The sequence below is a fragment of the Massilia rubra genome (genome assembly GCF_011682065.1).
In the GTDB taxonomy this organism is placed as follows: Bacteria; Pseudomonadota; Gammaproteobacteria; order Burkholderiales; family Burkholderiaceae_D; genus Telluria_A; species Telluria_A rubra.
This window is the reverse complement of sequence record NZ_VUYU01000006.1, coordinates 123,907-141,933: the sequence shown is the minus strand read 5'-3', so window position 1 is coordinate 141,933 and position 18,027 is coordinate 123,907. Positions and strand designations below refer to the sequence as shown.

The 18,027-nt window shown below is 67.6% G+C and carries 17 protein-coding genes; 12 read left to right on the top strand and 5 right to left on the bottom strand.

Annotated features, from left to right (window positions below; translation table 11 throughout):
* Positions 1-65: 65 nt before the first annotated feature.
* Positions 66-2,510, top strand: coding sequence for a TonB-dependent siderophore receptor (locus tag F0185_RS10960; protein WP_370664000.1), 2,445 nt, complete (start codon positions 66-68; stop codon positions 2,508-2,510).
* On the opposite strand, the gene F0185_RS10955 is transcribed toward F0185_RS10960, so the two are convergent.
* From F0185_RS10955 to F0185_RS10935, 5 genes are all read right to left on the bottom strand, one after another.
* Positions 2,498-3,940 (bottom strand): Dyp-type peroxidase, encoded by a 1,443-nt coding sequence (locus tag F0185_RS10955; RefSeq protein ID WP_167224300.1) that lies wholly within the window; start codon positions 3,938-3,940, stop codon positions 2,498-2,500. The two genes, F0185_RS10960 and F0185_RS10955, sit on opposite strands and share 13 nt — an antisense overlap.
* A 65-nt stretch (positions 3,941-4,005) precedes the next feature.
* Positions 4,006-4,464, bottom strand: coding sequence for a hypothetical protein (locus tag F0185_RS10950; RefSeq protein WP_167224298.1), 459 nt, complete (start codon positions 4,462-4,464; stop codon positions 4,006-4,008).
* 178 nt (positions 4,465-4,642) lie between these two features.
* A complete protein-coding gene (locus tag F0185_RS10945; protein WP_167224296.1) occupies positions 4,643-4,954 on the bottom strand; it encodes a hypothetical protein in 312 nt (103 codons plus the stop codon).
* Positions 4,955-4,990: 36 nt separating this feature from the next.
* Positions 4,991-5,731, bottom strand: a complete 741-nt coding sequence (locus F0185_RS10940) for an SDR family NAD(P)-dependent oxidoreductase (RefSeq protein WP_166888673.1) — start codon at positions 5,729-5,731, stop codon at positions 4,991-4,993.
* A complete protein-coding gene (locus F0185_RS10935) occupies positions 5,731-7,554 on the bottom strand; it encodes a radical SAM protein (protein ID WP_167224294.1) in 1,824 nt (607 codons plus the stop codon). Before F0185_RS10935 ends, F0185_RS10940 begins: the two co-directional genes overlap by 1 nt.
* 127 nt (positions 7,555-7,681) lie before the next feature.
* On the opposite strand from F0185_RS10935, the gene F0185_RS10930 reads away from it, so the two are divergent.
* From F0185_RS10930 to F0185_RS10880, 11 genes are read left to right on the top strand one after another with little or no spacing between them, the layout of a single operon-like run.
* Positions 7,682-8,149, top strand: a complete 468-nt coding sequence (locus tag F0185_RS10930; RefSeq protein WP_166870061.1) for a 3-hydroxyacyl-ACP dehydratase FabZ family protein — start codon at positions 7,682-7,684, stop codon at positions 8,147-8,149.
* Complete coding sequence (locus tag F0185_RS10925) at positions 8,146-9,348, top strand: beta-ketoacyl-[acyl-carrier-protein] synthase family protein (RefSeq protein WP_167224292.1); 1,203 nt, start codon at positions 8,146-8,148, stop codon at positions 9,346-9,348. The genes F0185_RS10930 and F0185_RS10925 overlap by 4 nt, the downstream gene beginning before the upstream one ends.
* Positions 9,345-10,355 (top strand): beta-ketoacyl synthase N-terminal-like domain-containing protein, encoded by a 1,011-nt coding sequence (locus F0185_RS10920; RefSeq protein WP_167224290.1) that lies wholly within the window; start codon positions 9,345-9,347, stop codon positions 10,353-10,355. The genes F0185_RS10925 and F0185_RS10920 overlap by 4 nt, the downstream gene beginning before the upstream one ends.
* The gene (locus tag F0185_RS10915; protein WP_167224288.1) at positions 10,352-11,620 is read left to right on the top strand and encodes a beta-ketoacyl-[acyl-carrier-protein] synthase family protein; all 1,269 of its coding nucleotides are present in this window, start codon (positions 10,352-10,354) and stop codon (positions 11,618-11,620) included. Before F0185_RS10920 ends, F0185_RS10915 begins: the two co-directional genes overlap by 4 nt.
* Positions 11,617-12,762, top strand: a complete 1,146-nt coding sequence (locus F0185_RS10910) for a beta-ketoacyl synthase N-terminal-like domain-containing protein (protein ID WP_167224286.1) — start codon at positions 11,617-11,619, stop codon at positions 12,760-12,762. Before F0185_RS10915 ends, F0185_RS10910 begins: the two co-directional genes overlap by 4 nt.
* A complete protein-coding gene (locus F0185_RS10905) occupies positions 12,759-13,493 on the top strand; it encodes an SDR family oxidoreductase (protein ID WP_167224284.1) in 735 nt (244 codons plus the stop codon). The genes F0185_RS10910 and F0185_RS10905 overlap by 4 nt, the downstream gene beginning before the upstream one ends.
* On the top strand, positions 13,490-14,164 hold the full coding sequence (locus F0185_RS10900; RefSeq protein ID WP_167224282.1) for a nitroreductase family protein: 675 nt from the start codon (positions 13,490-13,492) through the stop codon (positions 14,162-14,164). The genes F0185_RS10905 and F0185_RS10900 overlap by 4 nt, the downstream gene beginning before the upstream one ends.
* Positions 14,165-14,578 (top strand): acyl carrier protein, encoded by a 414-nt coding sequence (locus F0185_RS10895; RefSeq protein WP_166888698.1) that lies wholly within the window; start codon positions 14,165-14,167, stop codon positions 14,576-14,578.
* A gap of 4 nt (positions 14,579-14,582) precedes the next feature.
* Positions 14,583-15,635, top strand: a complete 1,053-nt coding sequence (locus F0185_RS10890) for a hypothetical protein (RefSeq protein WP_167224280.1) — start codon at positions 14,583-14,585, stop codon at positions 15,633-15,635.
* Positions 15,632-16,999 (top strand): aspartate aminotransferase family protein, encoded by a 1,368-nt coding sequence (locus F0185_RS10885; RefSeq protein ID WP_167224278.1) that lies wholly within the window; start codon positions 15,632-15,634, stop codon positions 16,997-16,999. Before F0185_RS10890 ends, F0185_RS10885 begins: the two co-directional genes overlap by 4 nt.
* Complete coding sequence (locus F0185_RS10880; RefSeq protein ID WP_167224276.1) at positions 16,987-18,024, top strand: radical SAM/SPASM domain-containing protein; 1,038 nt, start codon at positions 16,987-16,989, stop codon at positions 18,022-18,024. Before F0185_RS10885 ends, F0185_RS10880 begins: the two co-directional genes overlap by 13 nt.
* Positions 18,025-18,027: the final 3 nt, after the last annotated feature.

Sequence of the window (18,027 nt, the reverse complement as noted above, 5' to 3'; positions counted from 1 at the left end):
AGGACCCCACCATGACCCATCCGTACCGCCATTCCTCCCTCACACCCTCAACGCGTCGACCGGCCTTGACGCTCCACCGTGGCGCGGCCGCCGTGCGCGCCGTCTTGCTGGCCGGGCTTGGCCTTGGCCTCGGCCTTGGCCTGGCCACGCAGGCCCAGGCCCAAGGCGCCCCGGCGCGCAGCTACCAGATCGCGCCCGGTCCGCTGGACCGCACCTTGACCAGCTTCGCCAGCGCCGCCGGGATCGAGCTGTCCGCCGATGCAACGCTACTGAACGGCAAGACCAGCGCCGGCCTGAACGCCACCACGAGCGTGCAGGCCGGCTTCGACGAGGTCTTGCGCAGACACGGCCTGCAAGCGCTGCGCCAGGCCAACGGCAGCTACACCCTGGTCAAGCTGGCCGAGCGCCCGTCCGCCCGTCCGGGCGCCCGGCCCGAGGCCGCCGTGCTGCCGACGATCACCGTGCTCGACAACGCCGAGCCGGAGACTGCAAGCGGTCCCATCCGCGGCTACGTGGCCCGGCGCAGCGCCACGGCCACCAAAACCGACACGCCGATCATTGAAACGCCGCAGTCCGTCAGCGTGGTCGGCGCGGAGGAGATCGATACCCTTAAGTCGCAAAGCTTGCAAGACGTGCTCGCCTACGTGGCCGGCGTGGCCCGTAACGAAGCGGCCGACCGCACCACCGACCAGTTTTTCCTGCGCGGCTTCCAGGCCACCTCGGACCTTGGCAACCACTACCGCGACGGCACCCGCTACGGCGTCACCCGCTACGACGGTCGCCAGGAACTATATGGCCTGGAACGGGTCGAAGTAGTCAAGGGCGCCGCGTCGGTCCTGTTCGGGGCGGGCGGGCCTGGCGGCATCATCAATACGGTCAGCAAGCGTCCCACGGCGGAACCGGTGCACGAAATCAATCTGGAAGGAGGCTCATTCAAGCGCAAACAGGTATCGGCCGATCTTGGCGGCCCGCTGAGCGACGATGGCGTCTGGTCGTACCGCCTTACCGCGCTCTGGCGCGACAGCGACACCTTCATCGATCACGTACCCGACAACCGCCGTTTCGTGGCGCCCGCGCTGACGTGGAAACCGAACGCGGCAACCTCGCTCACTTTTTTGGGAGACTATCAAAAAGACCGCACAGTCAATGTCTACGGCCTGCCCGCCGAAGGGACGGTGCTGCCCAACGCCAACGGCCCGATTGCGCGCCAGCGCTTCGTGGGCGAGCCGGGCTTTGATCGGTTCGCGCTGGAACGGTATTCCGCCGGATACCTGTTCGAGCATGCGTTCACCGAGCGGCTCAAGCTCAAAAACAGCCTGCGTTATGCCCATGCGAGCAACGCCTTCGACTACACCGAGGTGTGGGGCGGGGTTGACGCCAGCGCCCGCGTAACGGCCCTGCGCTGGGCCACCGAGCGCGCCGACCGGTCCTCGTCGCTGGTGTCGGACACGTCGCTCCAATACCAGCTGGGCGAGGGCGCCGTCAGGCAGACCATCCTGGCGGGCATCGACTACTCGCGCGGACGCGAAGAAACCGAACGCTACACGCGCACGCTGGCCAATCTCGACCTGTTCGCACCGGTGTACGGCAGCGCCGTGGGTAGCGAGCGCGCGCCGAATACCTTCGCCTACAAGGCCGACGGCAAGCGCATCGGCGTCTACGCGCAGGACCAGGTCAAGGTGGGCGAGAAATGGGTGGCCTCGCTGGGCGGTCGCTACGACATGATGCGCTACAACGAAGCCGGATTCTTTGGCGGCGTGCGGGCCGACAATGAAAAAAGCCATGCCTTTACCGGCAGGGCAGGGCTGGTGTACCTGGCCGACAACGGCCTGGCGCCGTTTGCCAGCTACAGCGAATCGTTCGAGCCGACCACCGGCGTCGACCGCACCGGCGCGCGCTTCAAGCCGTCCGAAGGCAAGCAGTTCGAAGCCGGGCTGCGCTACCAGCCCAAGGGCGCCGACATGCTGCTCTCGGCTGCGGTGTACCAGCTGACCCGCCAGAACGTGCAGGTGGAAGACCCGCAGGATGCCAACTTTGCCATGCAGGCAGGCGAAGTGCGTTCGCGCGGCCTGGAACTGGAAGCGCGCACCCGGATCGGCAAAACCGCCAACCTGATCGCCGCTTACGCCTACACCGACGCCCGCACCACCAAGGCGAGCCCCCTGTATCCCGAACGCGAAGGGCGGCGTGTCGACAGCGTGCCGTACAACCAGTTCTCGATCTGGGGCGATGAGGGCTTCGGCGCGGCCGGCTTGCCCGGTTTGCGCGGTTTACGAATAGGCACGGGCGTGCGCTACGTGGGCAGCACGCATGGCGCGGCGCATGGCACGCCGGTGATCGTGCCGTCCGTCACGCTGATCGATGCCATGGCCAGCTACAGCACCGGGCCGTGGAAACTCGCGCTCAACGTCACCAATCTGGCGGACAAGACCTATATCGGCAGTTGCACCTACGGTTGCTTTTATGGCGAAGCGCGCAAGATCATCGTCACGGCAAGCTACCGCTGGTAAGGCACGGCCCCGGCGGCGGCTGTCAATTGCGCCAGGTACAGCAGTCCTTTGATGCTCGGGAAAAAGCAGTACACCCCGCCGCGCGTGGTCACCAGCCGTGAAAAGCCGTCCAGGGTCCGGTTGGCGCTGCCTTTCGGACCCTTGCCGGGCAGGGTGAACGCGCTGCTGGCCGGATCGTTCACGCCGGCAAGAAAATCCTCGCCGCTGATGTTGTAGACGGCATTGCCGGCGGCCGCGCCCTCGGGGCCGGTCGCCGATTTCACGAAATCATCCCTCCGGTTCCACTCGCTGCTCAGGAATTCGAACTGGTTGCGGATGCTCGCGTTGATAAAGAAGCCGATCAGCCCGCGCGCATGCGTGTCAGGGTGGTCCGGATCATACTGCGGACCATACGGCATCGAGCGCCGCATGAGCCGGTGATGGGTACTGTCGGTGCCGATCACGGCGGCGTCGCGCGGATTGTTGCGCCGGATGTGGGCGCCGATCGGGCATTTCAGGCCCAGCGTATCGTTCGTGGCAGGATCGCTGCCGACGAACTCAAAGCTGTTCAGCTGCGCATCCGGCAGCGGCGCGCCTTGCGCCGTTGGCGTCAAGGTCAGCGGATTGCCGTTGCGCCAGCGCCCGAGAAGTTTTGCCGCAAGCATCTCGATATCGATGCCCGTCTGTGCGGAAAAACGCGCCAGCATGGCCTCGAACCCGGCCACATCCTGTTCCAGTATCCGGAACACGGCATAGCTGCTGTTGCTCGACAATTCATCCGGCAACACCCGGTAGGTGCCCCCTCCAGCATTGCGGTGGCCGAGCAAAAATTCGCCGGCCGGCACCGGCGGCTGGGCATCGGGCGCATCCCGCTTGCGCGGCACGCCGATGATGGTCGGCTGCGCGATGCCGTGGCGGTAGCCGAAATGGACGGTTCTGTCCGGGAATTCCGCACCGTCCTGCACGTACAGCTCGGTCACGCCGTTCGTGAACGCGGCGCGCAAGCGGGCCGACGCGTCCTCGAGCGCCGCGTGCGAATCGGTCGCCCACAAGCTGAGCAAAATATGCACCCGCGCGCCATCGTGCAAGCCGCCGATCCAGTGCTGCGGCGCGCTCGGTCCCACGTCGCCCACCGTCGCCGCACTGGCCGGATCGGTCGCGCCACGCCGGAACGCCGCGTCGAAGCTGGCCAACTGTTGCGCGCTGATGCCGAGCGCAGCCAGGCCGGACGCGCTGAAGCAGATGTTCATGAACAGGGCCGGCTTGGGCGCAATGCGCCTGGCCGTCGTGATCGCGGGCAAGCCATGGTCGCCCCGCACCAGCGCCGCGATCAGCCTGCCGGTTGCGCCCGCATCCGTGATCGTGAGCACGAAATGCCGCACCAGCTTGACGCGGTAGCCATGCAGGATGACGCCTTGCACGTCGTCCAGGTCAATCGCAGAATCGCTCATTCGCTTCTCCCGTCGCCCTCGCGTATGAACAGCGCACCGGGAGCGGGCCAGGTGCGCGCGCCGGATCAGATCGCTGCCAGGATGTCTTGCACGGTATGCTGGTAAGCGGCGAAGAAATAGGTGTTCGGAATATGTTGCGAGGCATTGTTCTCGGCGATAAATGCTTCGAATTCAGCCTCGTGATCGACCACCGGCGTCAACGCCGCGCCGCCGACCACCAGCGACAAAGTCTTGTCGAACTCGGCGCTCAGCTGGACCGTGAAGTCATGGATGTAGGGGCCGAAATCGCCATCGAAGGAAGTGATGATGCCAATGACGAGGTTGTCCGATGGCAGCAGCGAGAACAGGTCCGGTTGCAGGTTCGGTTGCGAGCGATCGAGCAAGACGAGGCGCGCATAATGGACGGTGCCGATCGACGCGAGCGCGGCCTCGATGGTCGGCAGCAGGGTGGTCAGGGTGGCGACGACAGTCACCGCGCTGGTGCCGGGAAGTACTGGCATGAGCAGGGTAAGGGGGCTGGTCATGATAGGCCTCTTTCTTGAAACACAGCATGCGCGGCCGGCAGGTTGGCGGCCGCGTCCTGTGTCAGCAAATGATAAGCACATCCCGGCTTTGGCAAGCCCGTGCGGACAGGGCGCGCGCTTGATTCAGCTTAAGGCGAAACGACCTTGCGCCAGGGCACGCGCCGTCTGCCACGCGCCGTCAGAAGCGCGCCTCCAGCATGGCCCGCACCCAGGTCTTGCCCGGCTGGGTGGAGCGGGTGCCAGAGCTGCCCGCCGCGCCCGCGTAACCGCGGTCGCTGATCCAGTCATGCCGCAGCGCATTGGCGATGCTCACTCTCAACTGCAGCTTGTTGTCCAGTTTCCACAAGCCATACATTTCCAGGTCGCGGCGGGCGGAAGCATAGGTAAATTCATTCAGCGACAAGCGCACGTGGCCGCCGCTGCTGTACACGAACGAGGCCCCGCTGGTCAGCGCGCCCGCCTTGTAATCGACGCCGGCCGTGGCCGACAAGGGCACTTGCTCGGCCAGGCGGTTGTCCGGCCCTCCTCAAACCGCGCCGTCGATCACCACCGTCGCTCCGCTCATATAGCTGTTCTTGTCCGACACAAAAAACGCCGCCGCTTCCGCCACTTCCTCCACCGTTCCCAGTCGCCCCAGCGCACAATGGCGCACGTATTCCGTCATCTTCGCCGCCGGCACATTGCCGCTCACGCCTTCATCGAGCACGCCCGGCGCCAGGCAGTTGACGGTAATGCCGTAGCGGCCCACTTCCTTCGCCAGCGCCTCCGTCATGCCCTTGAGCGCCGCCTTGGCCGCGCTGTAGTGCACCGGCGCCTGCATCATCTTCACGCCCGCCAGCGAACTGATATTCAAAATGCGCCCGCGCTTCTGGTGGATCATCCCGCGCAACACCGCCTGCGTGGTCAAAAATGCGCCCTTGACGTTGGTGTTCATCATGCGGTCCCAGTCCTCTTCTTCCATCAGCGCGAGCGGCACCACCTGGCCGATGCCGGCGTTGTTGATCAAGATATCGATCGCCCCCGCATCCTGCTCGATCGCGCGCACCATGCCCTGCAGGCCCGCCTTGTCCAGCACCGACACCTGGAACGCCCACGCCTTCACGCCCAGTTCCTTGAGCGCGGCCAGCACGGCCTCGGCTTCGGCCACCGAACGCGAATAGTTAAAAGCCACGTTCGCGCCTTCGCGCGCCAGCGCCATGCACAGGGCGCGTCCCAGGCCGCGCGAGCCGCCGGTGACCAATGCGGTCCGTCCGTCGAGGATCCCCATTATTTGAGCACCACCGGCTTGCCGCCACCAAGGCCGATCGAATGCGGCGCGCGCGCCGGCGTTTCGTCGACCCCGATGCCGGTCAGCGCCTGGCGCGTGTCGGTGCGGTGGAACTGCACGACCTGCACCGGCGCGTCCGTGGTCCAGGGCTTCTTGCCCCATGCCGCCAGTTCGGTTTCCGGCCCCTTGGCCGCGCCCCGGTGGAACATATTGAAGCCGCAGGCCGGCATGATGCGCCCGTCCACCTGCGGATAATGGTGGCAGCACTTGCGCAGCCGTTCCAGGTCGAAGTCGTGGCGGTCCATATAGTGGTGCAAAAAGATCGACTTGGCCTGCTGCTCGCCCAGGTGAATCGCTTCCTTGGCGCTGACCGGCCGGTTCGGGAACATCACGTCGATGGTGCGGCGCAGGGCGGCGAGGATGTCGGCCGAACGCTCGATTTCATCCTGGCGCGCGAACACGTCGTGCACCACATCGCTCATCGCATCGTGAATCTCGGGCGACGCGCCCAGCGTGGCCGACGAGCGCAGCAAGGTGCCGTGCGTGCGGAAGTCGACAAAGCGCCCGAACGGAATGTGGCTGCCGTCGTTCATGCGCAGCAGGTAGCTGAGCGAGACGCACTGCGGGTGGGAGCAGGGCAGGGGCGCAAAATCGCTCACCTTCAGCTTGCCGTTGGTCTGTTCCTCGATCGCCTTGATCACGCCCGGAATCGTCAGCCGGTCCATCGGGTCGTGCGCGAACTGCCCGCCGCCCGCGCCGGTAAAGGCGACCGGCTGGAAGTTCAGCGACAAGAAGTGGTCTTCCGAGAGGAACATCTCCACCACCTGGCCGATCTGGTGCTCGTTGACGCCGCGCGCGGCCACGAAAATGAGCTGCGTCGGGATATTGAGGTCCTTGAGCATCTTGAGTGCGGCGCTCTTTTCGTCGCACAGGTCGCGCCCGCGGATTTTTTCGTGCGTATCGGCCGTAAAACCATCGAACTGCAGCGCGATGTAGGCGCCGCTGGCCTTGATTTTCTCGGCAAAGGCGCGGTCGCGGCCAAGCCGCAAGCCGTTCGTGATGATCACGATGCGGCCGATTTCCTCGCGCGTGGCGATCGCGATCAGTTCCATCAGGCGCGGGTGGCTGGTCGGCTCGCCGCCGGACAGCGCAATCGACTCCACCTGGCCCTCGTTGCGCACCAGCGTGTCGATCATGCGCGTGAACGCCTCGTTCGAAAGGTGATACGCATTGGTGTTGTTGACGATGCAGACCGGGCATTCCAGGTTGCAGTAGTCGGTAATCTCGATAATCGGCAGGCAGGTGTGCTGTTCATGGTCGCCGCAGGTGCCGCAGTCGGTCGGGCAGCCTTGGTCGACCTCGGTGGCGAACACCAGCGGCTCGGTGCCGGCGCGCGCGTACGAGTACGCGTCCACGTAGTAGGCCGCGTCTTCCGACACCAGCGCCTCGGACGGGCCGCATTTCTCGCAGTTCTTCACAAAATAGACTTTGCCGTCGCGGATCACCACATCGGCCGGCAGCAATGCCAGGCACCCCGGACAGGTCGATGTCGTGTGCTTGAAATAGTGGTCGCCAACCTTGCCCGGTTCGACCTGGCCGCGCGCGAGAAAGCCCGCCATCCATCCCTTGGCGTCGCTCGATACCATCTGTTCGGAAGGGCCGCACTGCTTGCAGTGGATCAGGCGCACCACGCCATCGTCGCGCAGCACCACGCGCGCTTCGATCGGCGCGGTGCAGCCGCCGCAGATGGCCATCTCGTGCATGAAGAAGGTGTGCTCGCGATCCTTGCGCACGGTGCTCGTGTCGCAGCTGGTACATTCCATGTGAACCTTTCAACGATGATCTACTGGTGTTAGGTGTTAACTTTAGGATATCCTAACCTGAATTGCATGTCTTGAGTGGCCGTTGGGCGCTGCCGGTAGCAATCGATAGACGTAAAGGGCAGTGCGGATGCGATACATACTTCTCGATAAAATTACGGCGCTTGTGCCGCCGCAACTGGCGTCGGGAGTCAAGTGCGTGTCGCTGTCGGATGATATTTTTGCCGACCATTTTCCTGGACACCCCATCATGCCCGGCGCGATGATCATCGAATCGATGGCGCAGCTGGGTGGGGTGCTGGTCGAAGCGAGCATGCGCGAACAAGGCCGCCACGACCTGCACGCGCTGCTGGTCACAGTGGACCGCGCCAAGTTCCGCCACCAGGTGCGCGCAGGCGACAAGATGGAACTCGAATGCCACGGCATCGTGGTGCATGAAGATGGCGGCCAGGTGCGCGCCATGGCGCGCGTGGACGGCAAACTGGTGGCCGAGGCCGAACTGGCCTTCGCTTTCGCCCGCGTGACCAATCCAAAGTTGCTGGCGCGCCGCCGCGAGGTGCTCAATATCTGGCTCACCGGCTCGGCCGAGGAGCCATGACGCCAAGGCGCGTGTTCGTGCGAGGCGTCGGCGCCATCACGGCATTGGGCGCCAACTGGCCCGCCTCGCTGCAAGCGCTCGCTGCCGGGCGCAGCGCCATCGGGCAGGTGCATGGGTTTGACGTGACCGGTTTTCCATCCACGGCCGGCGCGGAGATCGACGGCTTCACCCACACGGGCGACCGCCGCCTGGCGCTGGTGCGGGTCGCCGCGCGTGAAGCGTGGCAGGGCGCCGGCGTCGATGTCGCGCCTGAACGCCTCGGCATCTTCCTCGGCGCGGAATCGGGCCGTGCGCCGTTCGCCACCTTGCATGGATTGACCCGTGGCGCCGGCGGCGGCGCGCGCTTCGACCATGCGCAGTTCGGCGTCAAGGCGGCGGCGCTGGTGGCCGAATTCGACGCTTCCATTATCTCGCCCGCCGCCGTCACCTCGGCGCTCGCCCTTGAATACGGCGCCCATGGCCCGGCGGTGACGATTTCGCTGGCCTGTGCCTCGGGCGCGAGCGCGATTGCCGAGGCGGCGCGGGCGATCCGCCTCGGCGTGTGCGACGTGGCCCTGTGCGGCGGCGTCGGCGCCGATGTCGATCCGATGATGCTGGCCGGTTTTGGCCGCGTTGGCGCACTGAGCGCGCGCGGCGTCTCGTGCCCGTTCGACGTGCGGCGCGACGGTTTTGTGATCGGCGAGGGCGCCGCCATGGTGGTGCTGTCGGTTGAACGCGGCAATGCCACGGTCGAACTGGCCGGCGAAGGCCGCAGCCTCGACGCCCATCACCTGACCGCACCCGACCCGCAGGGCGATGGCGCGACGCGCGCCATGCGCATCGCGCTCGCCGCTGCCGGCCTCGATGCGGTCGACTACATCCAGGCGCATGGCACCTCGACGCCGCTGAACGACGCGGTCGAAGCGCTGGCATTGCGGCGCGTGCTGGGCGCGAGCCTCGACGCCGCCCATGTCAGCTCGGTCAAAGGGGCGCTTGGCCACTGGATCGCCGGCGCCGGTGCGCTGGGTTTTCTGTGCGCCCACGCGGCGCTGGAGCAGGGCATCGTGCTGCCGACCGCGAACCTGGTTCAACCCGATCCGGCCTGCGCGCTTCCGCATGTGTTGACTAGCGCAATCCGCAAGAACGTCGCCGCCGCCCTGGTCAACGCTTTCGCCTTCGGCGGCGCCAATTGCAGCCTGGTGGCGAGGCACTGCGCGTGAGACAGGTATACATATCCGGCGCGGCGGCCGTCAGCGCATCCGGTTTCGACTGGCGCACACTGGCCGGCTTCAAGGGGTTTGCTCCCAGCGGCCAGCTTTCGGCAAGCCATGGCAGCGTCATGTCGGCCGAAGTGCCGGCAATTCCCTCCGATATCGATGTCGATGCGCGCGCCCGCAAGCTGATGGCGCATCCGGCGCGCCTGGCCGCCGTGGCCCTGCGCCTGGCGCTTGCCGACGCGCGCTGGACCGGCGCGCAGCGCGAGCAAGCGGCCCTGTACCTGGGCGTGGGCGCGTCCGGCTGCTCCATGGATGAACTGACGCGCATGCTGGCGGCCAGCATCGTCGATCATGCGTTTTCGCTGGAGCGCTTCGGCGGCGCCGGCCTGGCCGCCTGTAATCCCTTGTTCGCATTCCAGCTGATGAACAACTTCACGCTTTGCCACGGCGCGATCCTGAATGGCACAGAAGGCCCCAACGGCGCCTTCTATTCGCGCGGTACGGGCACGCTGGCCGCACTGAGCGAAGCGCACTGGCTGGTGGCCTCGGGCGAATGCGATACCGCGCTCGCCGGCGGCGCCGATTCGGCCCTGCATCCGGTCACCTGGACGCAGCTCGATGCCGCCGGCTATCCCGCGCGCGGCTTCGTTCCGGCCGAGGGCGCGGGCCTGCTCGCCTTGTCCGCGTCCGCCGACGGTGCGCTGGCGACGCTGGACGCCGTCAGTTTCCACAGCGCGCGCGCCTGGGAGCGTCACCCCGGCTTGACCGAAGCGTGCGAGGATGCCAATGTCGTCATCGCGCCGTGGGGTAGCGAGGCGCGCAAGCGGCTTGGTCACGACAATGCACTCGACGTCAGCGTGTGTCTTGGTGATGCGCTGGCGGCGGCGCCCGCGCTGGCCTGGTGCGTGGCGCTCGACCTGATACGCCAGGGCCGCTGCCGTCGCGCCGTTGTGTTTAGCGCCGGTATCGACGGCGGTCTTGGCGTCGCCCGTTTCGGGAGCGTGGCATGAGGCGCGCGGTCATCACGGGCGTGGGCGCGGTCAGCGCATTCGGCGTCGGCATGCCTGCCTTGTTCGACGGCCTGGCCGACGGACGCAGTCGCATCGCGCCGGTGCGCTCCTTCGACGCTTCCGCCTTCGACACCCGCGTGGCCTGCGAAGTGGCCGGTGGCGGCATCGGGCGCGACTGGCTGCGTGCGCACCTCGGCGACCTTGGCCACGCCGAAGCGGTGCTCGACACGTACGAACGCGCCGGCGCATGGCGCGACCGCAAATGCATGTTCGCGCTGCTGGCCGCCGTCGAGGCGTGGCGCATGGCCGGCTGCGGCGAGGCCGAGGACGAAGCGTCACTGGTGATGGCGCTCGGACTGGAACAGGCTTTTCTCGACGATTTTGGCCCCATGTTCAGTGGCCAGGCGATCGACTGGTCCGTCGGCGGGCATGATGGCATTCGCTTTCGCTCCGATGTCGACCTGGGCGCGCGCCTGGTTGGCGACGTGCTTGGCCTGCACGGCCAGGTCATCGTCAACGCATCGGCCTGCGCCGCCGGTGGCCTGGCGATTGCCCACGCGGCGTCGTTGATTGAGCGCGGCGCAGCCTCCATTGTCTTGTGCGGCGGGGCCGATTCGATGGTCAACCCGTTCGGCCTGGGCGGCATGTCGCGCCTCGGAGCGCCGTCGCCGCGCAACGAGCCCGACGCCTGCCGCCCGTTCGACCTGCGCCGCGACGGCCTGGTGATCGGGGAGGGCGCCGCCATGTTCGTGATCGAATCGGAGCAGCGGGCCGCCAGCCGCGGCGCGCGCGTGCTCGCGCGCGTGCTCGGATACGGCAGCACCCAGGATGCCTACCGCGTCACCGCGCCCCGTCCCGACGGCGCTGCCGCGCGGCGCGCAATGGAAACGGCGCTCGGGCGCGCGCAACTGGCGCCCGCCGATATCGCTTACATCAATGCACACGGCACCGGCACGCCGCTCAACGATGTGGCCGAAGCGCGCGCCATCGCCGCCGTCTTCGGCGCGCTCGCGGTGCCAGTGAGCTCGGTCAAGGGCGCCATCGGGCACCTGATGGCGGCGTCGGGAGCGATCGAAGCGGCCGCCTGCCTGCTCGCATTCGAACGCAATCTGCTGCCGGGAACGGCCAACCATCGCGACCCGGACCCGCAATGCGAGGTGGACGTCGTCAAAGCGCCGCGTGCGGCGAGCGTCGACGCGGTGCTGAGCAATTCGTTCGGCTTCGGCGGCCAGAACGTGTCCCTGATCTTTGGGCGGCCCGCATGAAGGCGGCGCTGACCGGCCGCGCATGGCGCACCCCGCTCGGTTCAGGCATCGACGAGGTCATCGAACGCCTGCTGGCCGGGGAGCGCGCCGCCCGGCCCAATGCGCGTTTCGATGCGCGCAGCTACGCCTGCACCTTGGCCGCCACCATCGCCGCGCCGCCGGCGCCGTCGCGCCAGGCCCGCTTCCTGCGCCGTATGGGCTTGTACGCGGTGGAGGTGGCGGCCGAGGCGATGCGGGACGCCGGTGTGAGCGGCGGCGAGCGCGTGGGGCTGTTCTTCGGCTACGGCGGCCTGCGCGCGCACTGGGACGACCTGATGCCCGCATTCGAGCATCAACAGGCCGATGGCGCGGCCGCATGGGAGCGCGGCCTGGCGCTGCTGCACCCGTTCTGGATCTTGCAGCACCTGTCGAACAATGCGCACGCCATCGCCGCGCAGGAACTGGGCGCGCGCGGCGAAGGCGCGACTTACGGCGGCGCGAATGCGGGCGCGCAGGCGCTTGCCGGTGCGATCCGCGCGCTGGCCGCCGGCGCCGTCGACGTGGCGCTGGTGGTTGGCTACGACAGCCTGGTCGAGCCGGAAACGCTGGTCGAACTGGCCGCGCGCGGCTCCTCTGTATCGACTGTGCTGGCGGCGCCGTACGACATCGCTGCACAGGGCTTCGTGCCTGGCGAAGCCGCCGCCGCCCTGGTCTTGCAGCGAGCCGGACCCGCGCGTGCCTACATCGAAGCGCTCGATGGCGCCGACGGCGAAAAGGGCGAGCCCCAACCGGCGCTGCTGGCGCGCCTTGTACGCATGCTTGCGCGGCCTGGCGACGCGGTCGATGGCTGCGGCCTGGCGCTGCCGGGCTTCGATGCGGCCGAGCGCGAGCTAGTTGCCGCGATCACCGGCGCCGGCGCGCCCCTGTGTTGTATCATGAGCGCCATGGGACAAATCGGCGCCGCCACTTCAGTTGTTCAAGTTATCGCGCTGGCAGAGCTGCTGCAACGCCAGCGCATGCCGCCGGTGGCGCTCTTGCGCGCCGCCGCGCCCGGCCCCTTGCGCCCGCTCCTGCGAGCCGAATCATCGAATCACCGTTCGGCCATCGGCCTGGCCGCCAGCGCGCCGGGCCTGGCCGGCATCGTCCGCGTGGAGCTGCCATGAAAACCGCACTCGTTACCGGCGGCTCGCGCGGCATCGGCGCCGCCATCGTGCTCGCACTGGCGCGCAAGGGCTTTACCGTCATCCTCAATTACCTCAGGGACGAAGCCGCCGCCGCCAGCGTGGCCGGACAGGTCGCGGCGCTCGGTGGCGTGTGCTATCTCGCGCGCGCCGACGTGTCCGACGTTGCGCAGGTGGATGCGCTGTTCGCCGACATCGACGCTAGGCATGGCCAGCTCGATGTCCTCGTCTGCAACGCCGGCGTGCTGCGCGACACGCTGCTCGGCGCCAGCGAGCCGGCCGACTTCGACGATGTCTTTTCGGTGAATATCTCGGGCGTGGTCAATTGCTGCCGCCAGGCGTCGCGCCGCATGGTGTCGCGCCGGCGCGGGGCGATCGTCAACATGTCGTCGGTGGCGGCGACGCGTCCCGGTCGTGGCCAGAGCAATTACGCCGCATCCAAAGGCGCGGTCGAAGCGTTCACAAGGGCGCTCGCGGTCGAACTGGCGCCGCGCGGCATACGCGTCAATGCGGTCGCGCCGGGCGTGATCGAGACCGACATGACGCGCGATATCCGCGCCCTGGCGCCGGAAGAACTGAACAAGCGCATCCTGCTCAAGCGCGTCGGCAGCGCGCATGAAGTGGCCGCCGTGGTCGCCTTCCTGTGCAGCGACGACGCCAGCTACGTCACCGCGCAGGTGTGGAACGTGGATGGAGGATTCAAGGCAGAATGAACGAACAGGCCACCCTGGACTGGTTTCTCTCGCGCCGCAGCACGCGCGAATTTACCGATCGCCCGGTCGAGCGCGAAACGATCGAACGCCTGCTGCTCGCCGCCACCAGCGCGCCGTCGGCCAGCAACCGCCAGCCCTGGCAGTTTGCCGTGGTGCGCTCGCGCAGCCTGCGCGCGGCCATCGCCCGAGCGGTGCGCGAGCGCGCCGACGAAATGAAGGCGGTCATCGCGCGCGGCCACCACGCCGAGGACTTCGGCAGCTACGGCGACTTTTTCCACGAGCCGTTGATGAGCGCCGCCGTGATCATCATCCCGCAGTATCGCGAGTTCCCCGACCTGATCGCCAACCTGCTCGCCTCGGGCGGGGCCGATCCGTCGGCGTACCACACGGCTGGCGCCATGCAGGCCGAACTCTGCTCCACCAGCGCCGCCGTCATGAACCTCCTGCTGCAGGCCCACGCCAGCGGCCTTGGCGGATGCTGGATGGCGGGGCCGATGATTGCGCGCGACCGCATCTGCGCGCTGCTCGGCATCGCCGCGCCGTGGCAGATGGTCGGCGCGATCGCGCTGGGTTACCCGCTTGGTCCCGCACCCGAACAAAAACCGCGCAAACCGCTGGGCCGCGTGGCCCGCTGGTTTGAAGATGAACATACCGACGAGGATACTAATTAGATGACTACCACGACTCCCCAGGAAATCGAAGACACCGTGCGCGCCATCGTCGGCGAATCGCTGGCCATTCCCGCCGGCGACGTGCCGCCTACGGTCAGCCTGATCGGGGAACTGGGCGCCGAGTCGCTCGATTTTCTCGATATCGTGTTCAAGCTCGAACGCACCTATGGCATCCAGGTCACGCGCGGCGAGCTGGAACGCGCCGCGCGCGGCGACATGTCCGACGACGAATTCGCGCCTGGCGGCGTGATTTCGGACGCCGGCCTGGCGCGCCTGCGCGAGCTGATGCCCGAAGTGGCCGAGCAGATCAAGCCCGGCCTGCATCCGGGCCAGATTCTCAGCCTGTTCACGGTGCAGACCTTCGTGCACCTGGTCGTCGGCAAACTCGCACAGCGCACCAGCAACGTGGCCTGACACAATGACACGCTGGATCGGCGGCCCGGTGTTCGACGCCTGCTTCTTTTTCGGAAGCGGCGTTGTCGCGCTGGCGGCCGGCCTGCTGATGCTGGCCGCACCGGGCACCGTGCTGCCCCTGTGGTTCGCCTGGATCTGGCTGGTGGAAGGCCCGCACCTGTGCGCCACCTGGCAGCGCACCTACCTTGATGCCGATTTCAGGCGCGAGCGTGGCCGCCTGCTGTGGACCAGCCTCGCATGGCTGCTGCCCGGTCCCGTCCTGCTTGGGGCGACATGGATCAGCGGCCGCCCGGAACCGTTCCTGCTGTTCCTCGGCTTCGTGGCGCTGTGGTCTTTTCATCACGGGGTGCGCCAGCATCACGGCATTTTGGCGGTGTACCAGCGCCTGGGCGAGGCCGACGCCGCCGCGCGCAAGGCCGATACGCGCCTCTTGCACGGCATCTTGTGGGTCGCCTTTGCTCTGCTCGCGCTGGCGCATCCGGCCAACCTGGACCTGGCGCGGCGCGTAAGCTGGGGCGCCGGTGCGATTGCCGCGTTGGGCGCGCTGCTGGCGGCGGCCATGCTGTCGTGGGCTGCGCTGCTGGTGCGGCGCTGGCGTCGCGGCAGCACGGTGCTGCCCGGCGTGTTCGGCCTCGTGGTCGCGGTGGGCACGACCCTGTTCTCGCTGTTCGCGGTCGGCATGCGCGAGCCACTGCTGGCGAACCCCCTCACCACCGAGCAGGTGTTCATGGCCGCCACCATCGTCGGCGGCACGCTGCACGGCTTGCAGTACATCGGCATCGTCATCGCCACCGAGCGCCGCCGCGTCAAGCCGGCGCGGGCGGCGGGGCCGGTACTGGCGTATGCCCTCATGCTGGCGGCGTCGCTGCTGTACGTGCTACTTAACGTGGCGCGTGGCGGGGCGCCGGTCGGTCCGGCGCCCGGATCGGCGTCGGCCCAGGTGTTCCTGGCGCTGTACTGGGGCCTGTTCTGCCACCACTTCTGGCTCGACCAGAAAATCTGGCGTCCATCGTCGGATGCGCGCCTGCGCGCCGAACTCGGATTGGGAACCGCATGAAGCAAAGCGAACACCCGGTCTCGCAAACCTACGCGAAGTACATCAATCCATCCTTCATCCAGTTGCTCGGGGTGCTAGGCTACGGGCGCGTGTTCGTGCGCGCCAGCGACGTGTGGCTGTGGGACAGCGAGGGGCGGCGCTATCTCGATTGCCTGGCCGGCTTCGGCTCGGTCAACCTGGGCCACAATCATCCTGCACTGATCGCGCGCCTGCACCAGCTGCTCGACGAGCAGGTGCTGCACTTTTGCCACACCGGCCCGGCGGCTGGCGCGGCGGCGCTGGCCGAGGCGCTGGCAAAGCGGCTGGCCGCGCCGCTCGAGATCAGCCTGTTCGCCAGCAGCGGGGCCGAGGCGGTGGAGGCGGGCCTCAAGCTAGCGCGCGCCGCCACCGGCCGCAGCGACTTTATCTCGTGCGACGGCGGCTTTCACGGCACCACGCTGGGCACGTTGTCGGTGATGGGCGCCGAACGCCTGCGCCAGCCTTTCGAGCCGCTGCTGGCCGGCTGCCATCGCGTGCCCTTCGGCGACCTCGATGCGCTCGATCGCGCCCTCAAGACCCACAAGCCGGCCGCCTTCCTGGTCGAGCCGCTGCAGGCCGAAGGCGGCGTGGTCCTGCCGCCGCCCGGCTACCTGCGCGCCGCGCAAGAGCTGTGCCGGTCGCGCGGCACGCTGCTGGTGCTCGACGAAATCCAGACTGGCCTTGGGCGCACCGGCACGCTGTTCGCGCACGAGGCTGAAGATTTTGTGCCCGATGTGCTGTGCCTCGCCAAGGCATTGTCCGGCGGGCTGGCCGCCATTTCGGTGGCGGTGACCTCGCGCGCGCTGTTCGACAAGGCCTACGGCGGCGCCGGGCGCTTCGACCTGCACAGCTCCACCTACCAGGGTAACGCGTTCGCTTGCGCCGCCGCCCTCAGGACCTTGGAGCTGATCGACGAAGAAGACCTGGTCGCGCGCAGCGCCCGGCAAGGGGCGCGCCTGCTCGACGGCCTGCGCCAACGCTTGCGCGGGCACCCGCTGGTCAAGGAAGTGCGCGGGCGCGGACTGCTGGTCGGGATCGAGTTCGGCCCGACCGGCAGTTCCTGGCTCGACAAGCTGGCGCCCGCGCTGGTGGACAAGATCTCGGAAGGCATGTTCGGCCAGTGGGTCGCGGTCCGGCTGCTGGAAGCGGGCATCCTGGCGCAACCCGCGTCGTCGCGCTGGAACGTGCTGCGGCTCGAACCGCCGCTGACCATCGCCGACGACGACATCGATGCGGTGGTCGATGCGGTGGGCGCGATTCTCGACGACTATCGCTCAATCGTGCCCATCGTGGCGGACGTCACGCGCCGCGCGGGCGCGCAATGGAGGGGCGGATGGCAATTCTGAAAGGCCCGGGCCTCCTGGCCCGCACCAGCCGCGACCTGCGCTTCGTGGGCGGCATTTTGCGCAAGCATCCGTTCCAGGTACTGGTGCAGGTGACCAACCGCTGCAATATGCGCTGTTCGTTCTGCGGCTTCTGGCCCAATGGCGTCGCCCCGCGCCTCGAACTAACCGTGGCCGACTACCAGCGCGTGGCGGCCGAACTGGCGAAGATCGGCACCTTTCTGGTGTCGGTCGAAGGGGGCGAACCGCTGCTGCGGCCGGACATTATCGAGATCGTGCGGGCGTTTGCGCAGCGCCATGCGCCGGTCCTGTACACCAACGGCTGGTTTGTCGATGACGCCAAAGCGCAAGGGCTGTTCGCGGCCGGGGTGGCGCAGGTGGGCGTGTCGATCGACTTTGCCGACGCCGCGCGGCACGACCGGAAACGCCGGCTCGACGGCGCTTTCGACCAGGCCTGGCGCGCCGTGGACACCTTGCTGGCGCACGCGCCCCACGGCGGCGCGCAGGTGCATGTGATGACGATCCTGATGAAGGAAAACCAGGACGACGTCGAAAAACTGCTGCAAATGAGCGCGGCGCGCGGCGTCGGCCACTGCGTCACCTTGCTCTCGACCGACGGGTTCAGGCGCGGCAAGAGCGACCAGGACCAACTGCCGGACGTCTCGCTCAGCGCCAGGATGCTCGACCTGTGGCAGCGCTACCCGCACTTGCGCACCTTCCGCGACTACCTCGAACGCATGGACGCCTTTGTTGAGCGCGGCCCCATGCCGGCCTGCCACGCCGGCGAGCAGTCATTCAATATCGACCATCTCGGTAACGTCTCGCCCTGCATCGAGCGCATCGATTCGGTGGTCGGCAATGTGCGCGATGAAGCGCTGGCGCAGATTGTCGGCCGCATGAAGGGGCTCGACTCAGTGGCGCGCTGCCAGGATTGCTGGACGCTGTGCCGAGGCTTTACCCAGGCGCTGGGGCAGGGCTCGACCATGCGCTCGCTGGCCGATCTCTCCACGCGCATGCGCTCCCAATGAACC